3 protein-coding genes are annotated in these 11,473 nt (G+C 40.5%); all 3 read right to left on the minus strand.

The features are described from left to right. Positions 1-35: 35 nt before the first annotated feature. The 3 genes from O0550_RS05270 to O0550_RS05280 are packed head-to-tail and all read right to left on the minus strand — an operon-like array spanning position 36 to position 11,379. Positions 36-1,637: a serine hydrolase domain-containing protein gene (locus tag O0550_RS05270; protein WP_258425758.1), complete on the minus strand. Its 1,602-nt coding sequence runs from the start codon at positions 1,635-1,637 to the stop codon at positions 36-38. A 19-nt stretch (positions 1,638-1,656) separates the two neighbouring features. After that, entirely contained in the window at positions 1,657-7,344 is a 5,688-nt protein-coding gene (locus O0550_RS05275; RefSeq protein WP_258425759.1) for a MupA/Atu3671 family FMN-dependent luciferase-like monooxygenase, read from the minus strand. Between the two features lie 27 nt (positions 7,345-7,371). Then, positions 7,372-11,379 (minus strand): amino acid adenylation domain-containing protein, encoded by a 4,008-nt coding sequence (locus O0550_RS05280; RefSeq protein WP_258425760.1) that lies wholly within the window; start codon positions 11,377-11,379, stop codon positions 7,372-7,374. Positions 11,380-11,473 lie beyond the last annotated feature (94 nt).

Below are 11,473 nucleotides of genomic sequence, written 5' to 3' on the forward strand. Positions count from 1 at the left end.
TCCTAGATGTAGAAGATAGATGATTCCTCTAGACGTTATAATCGTTGCATTTTCCAAGTGCCATGGAGATGAAAATAGGGAACCTGCCCTTGCTCATCAATGTGAAATTGCACCGATTTAAACGTATCACTGACAAATAAAGCGTGTTCCATTGGGATCAGAACTTCTGTAACCCCATCCTCTTCCATGATAAGTTTATGATCCTGATACGTTACATGATAAACCCAGTCTGGAAATCCATGGTGTGAATAAGTCCCACAGCAAGCTTCTAGTTCCTCTGCTGATAGAGACGTCCGATCATCTGGCAATAAGTAACGGTGACAGCGATTGTTATTGATCATAAGATACTGCACACAACCGTCACTTTCCCTTATCACTTTCAGATTCAGCACATGATTTCCCTCTTCGTCATACCCCTGCAAGAAATCGCCTGTTCTCAGCAGTAGCCTAATTGGTTGGTTATTTAAGGTTAATAGCGACTGATCTTCCTTCGTAATTTCTATAAATCCTACGTTAGCTCCAAAGAAGGTTCCCGCAATGCCTGAGCATTCCTCGGTGTTATTTTGATCTTGGAGAAGCTCTGTGGAGGTTTTTGCTTGGACAAGCGGTAATTGCAATTGCTCGAACACGAGACGGATAATTTTTTCATGCGGAAAGGGGCGATTATTAAGGATAATGACAGCACTCCCCGCCTCCGTATGCATAACAAAATCACCACTATAGCTGCTAATATCGCCAAAATGTCGGGAGATACGATGACCTGTCTCTGTTTCTTGCAAGAAAAATCCCAATCCAAACCCACTTTGATACGTGTTAAATAATGGCGTGTTATATTCATGCATTTGCTGAATGGATTGGGCCTGAAGGAATTGCTTATCCATATCACATTCCTTATTCATATGTAAAAGGGCAAACTTAGCTAAATCTGTCACTGTTGACATCGCAAAAAAGGATGGATAATACGCTGTATTTTCTACAAAGCGATGCAGAACACAAATCTGATCATCATGTATATAATGCGGCAACGCCAGTGAATGGGTCATGGCAAACAATGGATCATATGTGCTGCTATTCATTTCTAGAGGAGCAAAGACTACTTCTTGAATTAAGGCTGCAAAAGCTTTTCCTGTAACCTCTTCTGCTACACAGCCTGCTAGATTGTAATGAAAATTACTATATGTATGAAGCTTTCCTGGTGGAGCCATCAATTTCATTTTAGAAAGCTCCTCAGAAACATGTCGCCGTAAGCCATCTGATTCGCGACTTCCAAGATAATCTCCACCGTTATTAAATCCTGCCGAATGGCTCAATAAAGTCCGAAGAGTTAACAGATTATTGTACGTGGGATTTTGGAGTGAAAACCAAGGAATGTAATTGATGATGGGAGTATCTAATTCAAGAAGTCCATCCTCTACTAATTTCATGATCAACGTGGCGGTAAACAGCTTAGAAATCGAGCCTATACGAAATAATGTCTGTGGACTTACCGCTACTCCTGAATCTTGCACACTAGTCACACCAAATCCCTTTGTATAGACTAATTCCTTATTATGGATAATAGCGATGGCCAGACCCGGTACACGGGCCTGCTCCATTTCCATCGTGATTTGATGCTCAAGCTCTTTTATACGTAGCATGCAAATCTCTCCTCTTCTTCTATAAATTCTCTAGATAATCAGCTAATTCTTCAATCGAGAGCGTATGATTCCCTACATCACTTGGAGTGATCTCTTTTTCTTTCTTATTGAGACAATGATTGATAATATCAAGCAAATGTTTTTTATATAGATCAATCATATTTTGTACGGTACTAAAATCGTACATGTTTTGGTTATATTCAAAGTGAAGTCGTAATGCACCATCCTGAATGATGCCAACAATTTCAAAATTGTACTGTCTCTGTACCCTGCGACTCAGAGTTGAACCTGTACGAAAAGGTGAAATTGAAAAGGCATCCGTTGAGATATCCTGATCAAATTGTCCCAGGTAATTGAACATAATTTGCGGCTTTACATTTAGATGACTGACGGTCTCTATGTCAGCAGATGTTACGTAGCGTAAGATGCCATAGCCAATTCCCTTATTCGGAACCTTCCGCAGATACTCTTTGGTATATTTAATATGATAGGCGATATCTGTATCTTTTGTTTCAAGCAACACTGGATAAAGAGAGGTAAACCAGCCAACCGTCCGCGAAATGTCTATATTCTCACTGATGGGTTCTCTACCATGACCCTCTACATGTATGAGAGTGCGATTTTCACCAGTCCACTCTCTCATTGTAAGAGCAAGTGCCGTTAACAATACGTCATTTATTTCTGTGTTGTAGGCATGGTGAACTTCTTTTAATAAATGGTTAGTCTCTTCCTGATTAAGTTCCATGGTTAATGTCTTGCTATCCTGCATCCGATCATCAATGACAATATGATCCTGAGGCAAGGACGCTATCGGTACATTAGCCAGTTGCTCCCAATAAGTAGATTCCTTTAGAATGGTTTGACTATTGGCATAAACATGAAGCTCTGTTGACCATTCTTTAAACGAATCCGTTTTATCCTGAAGTGAAATGGCTTCTCCGTTTTGTACCTGCATATAACCACTGGCAAGATCTTCAAGCAGAATTCTCCAAGAGATTCCATCAACTACTAAATGATGAATCGCGATCAATAAATGATCACCCTGATCCGTTTTAAAATGTCCAATCGCGATCAACGGACCTGTGCTAAGTGTAAATCCAGCCTGAATATTAGATGCTTCAGCCTCGATCATAGCTGGCGTCACATGCTTACCTCTGAAATCTAAGCATGTATAATCAAACAAACGATCTGAAAGTCCACGGATATTCTGTATAACGTGCCCCCCTTCTACATGAAACGTCATACGCAGAGCATCATGGTGTTCAACAAGTCGTGTAAATACCTTTTGGAGCAATAGCTCGTCCCAGCCTTGTTCATGATGTAGCATAACTGCGTGATTGTAGTGATGGGCATCTGTTACATTTTGCTGAAAGAACCAATGCTGAATAGGTGTTAGACGTACGTTCCCCTCAACTAGCTGGTTTGTTGTCCGTTTTGTTTTCATTTGTTTTACATGCATAGAAAGCTCTCTAATGGTTGGGTATTTGAATAAATCATTGATTTGAATTTTGTATTGATATTTCTGAATTAAGGAAGACACTTGTATCGCACGTATCGAATCTCCACCTAGTGAGAAAAAATTGTCATGAACGCTTACATTAGTGACACCTAGGACTTTTTGCCAAACAGCAACTAATGCATCCTCTTTATCATTGGAAGCCTCCACATATTCAACGCCCGTGTCTATCATGGTCCAGTCTACTGGTAAAGCACTCCGATCTATTTTGCCGTTTGGAGTTAAAGGTAATTGTTCCAGGGGAGCAAAATATGCAGGGATCATATAGCCCGGTAACCTCTCCGCAAGGAAACTGCGCAGTTGAGTTACATTTTTGTTTATTTTATTTGTTCCCGCTTTCCAGACAATGTAGGCAACGAGTTGTTTATCATCATTTTCATCCGTTTGCGTAGTAACTGCTGCTTCTGCAATATCTGGATGTTGAAGAATTGCTGTTTCAATCTCGCCTAACTCCATGCGATAGCCACGTATTTTGACCTGATAATCTTTTCGATCTATAAATTCAAGTGTTCCATCTGCTCGATATCGACCTAAATCACCTGTTTGGTACAATCGAGACTGTGGATCGGAAGAGAATGGATTCGGAATAAATTTCTCACTAGTCAAATCTTCTTTATTCCTGTAACCTTTCACTACTCCTTTTCCACCGATATAAATCTCACCGATCACCCCAATCGGTAGAATATGATGGTGCTCATCAAGAATGAAAATTTGGGTGTTAGCAATCGGGTTCCCAATGTAGGCAATCTGATCTGTCTCAGCTATCTGATGAATCGCCGACCAAATTGTTGTTTCGGTCGGACCATACATGTTGTATATGCTTGCCTTTGTTTGCCTTTGTATCTGATGCATCAGAGAAGCTGGGAAAGCTTCACCGCCCACTAGCAAGGCCTCAAGAGATTGTAAAAACTTCTGAGAGCTAGGATCAGCGGCAATCATCTTGAGCCGTGACGGCGTGGTTTGCATCATGGTGATCGGACGGATACTCGGAGTTGTATCGCTAGCTAAAGCTTTGACCTCGCTTTTTCTAGCGTACTTATCCTTGAAAGCAGCTAAGTGATGTAAGCTTTGAATTACAGAAGCATGATCAATACCAAAATCGAGTAAACAAGCGATTTCATTCACACCGATATGATAGAGCTGTTCAACTAATTTATGACAAGTCTTTGGTGTCCCAAGTAAAGTCGCCGTATTCCAATAGCGTTGAAAAGCGACTTCCAGAATTTGTTCAATATCCTCCTCTGATACGTTGCTCATATCCAGCATATCTGTGCCGATAGTAAGATTTTTAGCCAGATTACGTATCAAGCTCACACTAGATCTTAGATAGTCACAAAATGGTTTTTTTACTTTGTCATGTACATAATCAATATCATCATCAATAAAGGTATGAAGCATGAGTGACACCTTGAACAGCTTTGGATCATACCCATTCTCGCGGAGGGTCTCATGATACAGACAAATATTTTTTTCTAATTGATAAATATCCTGTCCAAGAAAATGCGTTAAAATGTTGGCTCCCATTTTTCCAGCTTCAATAAAGGATTCGGCTGTCCCTGTTGTTGTCACCCAAACTGAAACCTCCGATTGAATTGGTTTTGGAAATGCTTGGACTTCTACAGGGTATCCCTTCCCATTTATACGCGTTACTTTTTCACCGCGCCATAATTGGCGGACTTCTTTTATTTGTCTAAACATAAGATCATAACGCTCTTCGTAGTTTTCCGGACGTAAAACGAAATCGTCTACATGCCAGCCCGGTGCAAACGATAGGCCAACACGTCCCTTTGAAAGATTATCTACGACTGACCATTCCTCAGCAATGCGTAGAGAGTCATGCAAGGGAGATACGATGCTACCAGAACGGATCTGCAGGTTTTGGGTAATCATAGCAAGCGCCGAACTGATTACGGACGGATTAGGATATAGTCCACCGAACTCGTGAAAATGGCGTTCTGGAGTCCAAACAGCATTAAAGCCATGCTTGTCTGCGAACTTGGTTGTTTCCAAAAGCAATGAATATTTATCATCTACCTGTTGATGATCGTAGCTTGAGAAAAAGAATACGCTAAAATCCATCTGTGGCTGTTCCGTATTCGTTAAAAAACTGTCGTAGTTTTCGTACGTATCATCAGGGCTTATGACAACTTGGATTCCGCGTGTTAGTGTCCAGAATAGTTCTAGAACAGAAATATCAAAGGAAATCGTTGTTACTGATAAAAAAGCATCCGTTTTAGTTGGCTGTAGTTTTTGATCCATTGCTGTAAAAAAGTTGCTTACATTTGCATGTGTAACCATTACGCCTTTTGGATTACCAGTTGAACCGGATGTATAGATCACATAGGCCAAATCTGATCCCTTGTTTATCCCATGTGGAACAGTAATGGATTGAGTTACCAGCTTAGCATCTACTTCATCAAGGAGTAGGATAGCCGTTTCAGATCTATCACCCATTCGATTTTGAAAATGTGATTTTGTTACAAGCACTTTCATTTGACTATCGTTGATAATATAACGAATGCGCTCAACTGGATACGTTGGATCAATCGGTACATACGCTGCCCCGGATTTTAAAATAGCCAGCAAAGATACGATCATCTGCTCACTACGATCTAGCATGATTCCGACCAAATCATTTGGCTTAATTTGATACTGTCCCCGCAAATAATGGGCAAGTTGGTTGGAAAGCTCGTCTAGTTGACGATACGTCAATGTTTTATCGCCATAAACGATTGCAATCTCATCTGGAATTTTCGTGACTTGGACCTGAAACCATTCTTGAATTGTTTTTTCATCACATAAGACTAGTTCCTCATTCGTGAATGTTTGAATGATATGATTTTTTTCTGCTTGATCCAATAATTCTATATGAGCGATCAAACGATCTGGTTCAGACGTCACCGTATGCAGGATATGCATAAAATGCTTCTTGAATTGTTCCGCTTGTTCTTTTATGTAAACCAGTTCATTAAAAATAATTTTTATCTTGACTACTTGATCAAATTGAATATGCAAAGTTAAATCATAATTTGGATGTTCAGTAAATTGAATGTCTGTTACAGAAAAGCCCATGTTTTGTTTATCTTGCAAACGTTCTAATCCTTTTGAGAGTGGATAATTATCAAAAATCAAAAGGTGTGAAATAAGCTCTTGCTTCAACTGAGATTGTGACTGAATTTCATAAAGAGGATAGTACTCATAATCTTTAGACTCAAGGGAAGCTTGCTGTATTTTTTGCAATAAGGATGAGAAAACTTGATTTTCTTCGCATTTCACTCGTTTTGGAACGGTATTGATAAACAAACCAACCATTTCATCACTACCGAGTAGCGTAGGAGGGCGACCCGAAACAACCGAACCGAACACAACATCTGTATGATTGCTATACTTCTGCAAAAAGATACCGAAGCATGCCTCAAATATTGTATTGATCGTAACTTGGCGTTGCTTAGAAATTTGCATTAGCTTTTCGGTAATCTTCTCATCTAATTCGAAGATAACTTCGCCATGTTTAAATTTTCCAGATGCGCTCCCTTCACCAAAAGCTGGAAGACTTCTTGGCTGCTCATATTGCTCCAGATATTGTTTCCAATATGCGCCCGCTTCCTCATGGTTTTGTTGCTCTAGCCATTTGACGAACTGGCCAAAGGGCTGTACCGTTTTAAGCTCACATTTTTTTTCATTTCGAAGACAATCGTAAATATGGAAAAGCTCATCTAGGACAATACTTGATGACCAACCATCCATAAGGATATGATGAAATCCCCAAACAATGTAAAAGCTATCAATTGCCGCTTGAATGACTGTAACTCTAAATAAAGTATCATGAGTAAGATCAAACCCTTTTGAACGATCTGACCTAACAAATTCTTCGATATAGGACTCTTTCTCTTCCTCATCAAGATGTGATATATCGACAACCTGGATTTGTAGTGGTCGTTCCTTTAATACAATCTGTTTTGGCGTTTGAATCTTCTCATATACAAACATTGTCCGAAAAATCTCGTACCGTTCAATCAGGATATTAAAGCTTTGCTCTAAAAGCTCTGGCTGAAGCAAGCCATCTACTGTAAAGACGGCTTGCTGATAGTATGTTCCCGATGTACGATCAAGCATGGAATGAAACAGCATTCCTTCTTGAGTCGAAGTGAGTGAATATATTTTCTGAATTTGTGCGTTGTTAGTCTCCATATTTCACCTCTGCTCATGTATAAGAGATCATTCTTCTAATAGACTTAAAATATCATCCAAATCTGACATAGATAAATTGTTGTCCCCAAAATCGCTTGGCGTAAACTCTTGGGTCTTTTTACTCGTACAGTGACGAATAATTTCTTGTAGATGTCTGAAAAAACCATCCAATACCTTTTGCATCGTATCTCGCGAAAATTGATTTCTGTCGTAGTCCATCCAAAATGTCAGCTCTCCATTTTGGATCATTCCTGTAAAGATTAGCTTATGGGTGCGACTGTTGGCATTGCTGATTGGATGATCTGGTTGGATGGAGGAAAGCTGAAAAATAGCATCTTCCTTTTCCTCATCTATTTCTCCAAGATAGTTAAATAAGTAAGTCGCTTGCGATCCACCTGACAATGCTTGTTTATTCGTGTCCGTTCCAAGATATCTGAGTAGTCCATATCCGATTCCTTGATTGGGGACTTTCTTTAACAGTTCTTTCATTTCCTTTATTTGCATGGAGAGATCAGCATGATGTCTCATATCCAAAAGAATTGGATACAGTGTGGTAAACCATCCCACAGTCCGGGTTATGTCCAGTTGGTCACTCAGCTCGTGGCGTCCGTGCCCCTCGACATCAATGAGTATCATGTCCGATTTCTTCCATGAGCGAAGAGACATGCCGAGCCCCGTTAAGAGAATGTCATAAATTTGAGTATTGTAGGCACGGTGAACCTCTTTTAGCAATAGCTGAGTATCTGATGTAGAAAGTCTGCCAACCAGCCGCTCGTTCTCGCTCATGCTCCCCAAGGCACGGTCTTCTTCTACAGAGTCCTCTGTTATTTTTCCCCAGTATGAAAGCTCTTTTTGTAGCTCAGATGAGGTTGCATATTCGTATAGTTGCTGTGACCAGACAAGATAAGAATCTGTTTTATCAGGAAGCGAAACAGCTTGATTATTCACAGCAAGCTGATAGCCTTGCTCTATATCCTCTAATAAAATTCGTAAAGAAAGGGTATCGACAATCAAATGATGGAAGGTAAGAAATAAATGATCTCCAAAATCCGTGTGGAATAAACCAACGTTAATTAGCTTACCACCCCACAAATCAAGGCTTGATTGCAGCTCTCGACATATGTTTTGTATGTCACTCTTCACCTCTTTATCTGTTTTTGATTTACCTGTCAAATCAAAAACCTGACATTCATAGACCGGTTGAGCTATATCCCGAATCGTCTGTACAATGGCATTTTCTTCCTGTCGAAAGGATATCCGTAGAGCATCATGATGAGCAGTGAGCTTGTCCAGAACCTTCATCAAGCTTTCATAGTCAATTGGAGACTTGCTATCTAACATCACTGATTGATTATAATGGTGTTTTTCTTCCATCGGCTGGGCAAAAAACCAGTGTTGAATAGGAGTCAGAGGAACGATTCCTTGTACAATTTCCTGACTAGCCCGATGATTAATTGGCTGTAGATGTGGTCGCAATTCTATAATCGTTGGATATTCAAACAGGCTTTTCACTTGAAGCTTGTATCCACGCTTATAAAGCTCAGAAACGACCCTCATGGCTTTTATTGAATCTCCGCCTAAATCGATGAAGCGATCATGAATACTAATCTTATCCTCGCCAAGTACCTGGCTCCAAACACTGATAAGTACCGCTTCCTCTTCATCTCTGGCCGCTTCAAACACAGTGGAGCCTACATCACTTCTAGTCAGTAGCGAAAGCGCTTGACGGTCAATTTTTCCGTTTGGTTTAAGCGGAAAGCTAGATATCTTGCTGAAAAAATGTGGCAACATATACGCAGGTAAATGCTGCATTAGATATTCACGTATTTCTTGTGTCGATGTTCCCCTCTCTCCTTCTGAATTCATGACTAGAAAGGCTAAGAGCTGCATATCTCCCTGATGGTCTGGTTCGGCAAGCACGATCGAATTAGAAATTCCCGGGTGCTGGTTTAATGTATGCTCAATCTCTCCTAATTCAATTCGGTACCCACGTATTTTTACTAAATGATCGGCACGCCCGAGACATTGTAGCGTTCCATCCGGGAGCCATTTACCAATATCCCCCGTTTTAAACATTTTTTCATCCTTCGTTTTACCAAAGGGATTCGTTACAAACTTTTCCTCAGTCAATTCAATGCGATTCAAATACCCTTTCGCTACTCCCTCCCCAGCTATACAAATCTCTCCTTGCACTCCGATGGGAGCCAGCTTTTGATGCTGATCAAGAATATAAATTTGCGTATTTGCGATTGGCTTTCCTATTGTTATATTTTCGTTGTGCTTAGTAGCTAGTCTAGGTATTTCATGAACCGCAGACCAGATTGTTGTCTCCGTAGGACCATACATGTTGAATATTCTTGCATTGGTTTTCTTATGGAGATCGTCTATATATTGGGCAGGAAATGCTTCTCCGCCTACTAACAAATTCCGAAGAGACTGTAACAAACGCTGTGAGTCAGGCGCATCCATTAGTAGTTTAAGTCGGGACGGTGTGCATTGCATCATCGTGATCATCTCAATATGCGGTTGGTCAAGATAATGGTCATAGCTACCTAACGTATCCTCCTGCGTGTCTACCAAGACAAGACGAATTCCTCTAGTCATTGTCCATAATAGCTCCAAAACAGAAATATCAAATGAGATGGTTGTCACCGATAGAAACGTATCACTCTCTATAGGCTGTAGTCTTTCATCCATCCCGACAAAAAAATTCCCTACATTTCTATGGGTTACCATAACACCTTTCGGATTGCCTGTTGAGCCTGATGTATAGATAACATAAGCTAGATTGTCAGCGTTACGGATCGTGTCTAGCCCAGCAGTTGGTTCCGTATCTATCAAAACTTGATCCCGATCAAGAACCACAAGCGAAATAGGTTTGTATTCAGCAGAATCATTATGCTCAATGTGATTCAAAAAAGCAGATTGAGTAATGACTGCCTTCATCTTGCTATCATGAATCATATAAGCGATCCGCTCGGTTGGATACGTAGGATCAATCGGTACATACGCTGCTCCCGATTTAAGCACTGCCAGTAAACTAATCACCACTTCCTCTGTCCGCTCAACCATTACTCCCACACAATCATTGGCCTGAATAAAGGCATGACGCTGTAAATGCCAAGCAATCTGGTTTGCTCTCTCATCTACCTCTTTGTAGGTAAGTGCCTGATCTTTATACACGACTGCAATTTGATCAGGTTTCTTGGTAACTTGTATTTCCCACCAGTCTGTAATGGTTTTGTCTCGTGCAAAGGCTCTCTCTGTCTGATTAAAGCCATGGATAATCTGATTAGCCTCCTCTTCACTCATTACTTGTAGCTCTGTTAATGGCTGGGTAGAGTTTTCCATCACATTCGTAAATATCTGGAAGAGATGCTTGGACATTTGGTTCACAGTTTCTTTATAAAATAAGTCATTCGAATAAATAATTTCCCCCGTCAGTTGTTCTCCAGAAAAATGAAACTGAAAAAGAAGGTCTGAGTCATTATGTACATCCTTATGAATATTGCGAAGGCTTACTACCACGGGAAAAGCGGGGAGTCGCTGATCTTTTGGTACCAGCCCTAATTCATTAAAAATTTTCATGATAGGAATATTTTGATATTGATCTGCTTCCATGACTGATTGCTTCACTTGATGCAAGATGGTGCGAAAGGTATCATTTGGCGTCATCTGCGTTCGAATGGCTAACCGTTGACTCAGGTCTATGGCGTCATCGTTCTTGAACACAGGCATTCCAAGGATCAAATCCTCGTAACCAGTATATCTATAGAGTAGACAGTTGATCCCGCTCAAAAGAACCATATAGATGCCATGCTCTGACCCGTTGACAAGTTGTACCATCCATTTACTCACTTCATCAGGAAAAGTAAAAGGTATACTCGTCTTGTGGGCTTCTTTCTGTTCACCTCTTGAAAAATCAGGTGGATAAATGGTTACCTGTTCAGCTCCAGCTAGTTTGTTTAACCAGTAATGTCGTTCTTCTTCTAATTCACCGCTTGAGAGAAGCAGATTCTGTGTAATGTTATCCATCGCTACTTTTTTCTCCTCTCCATTTGCATGATTACCCCTGGTTATGCATTTCCCCTAGGTTTTCTATATAAGTCCCGATCACCCTCAGGACCAA

The organism is Brevibacillus halotolerans, assembly GCF_026891775.1.
Lineage (GTDB): Bacteria > Bacillota > Bacilli > Brevibacillales > Brevibacillaceae > Brevibacillus_B > Brevibacillus_B halotolerans.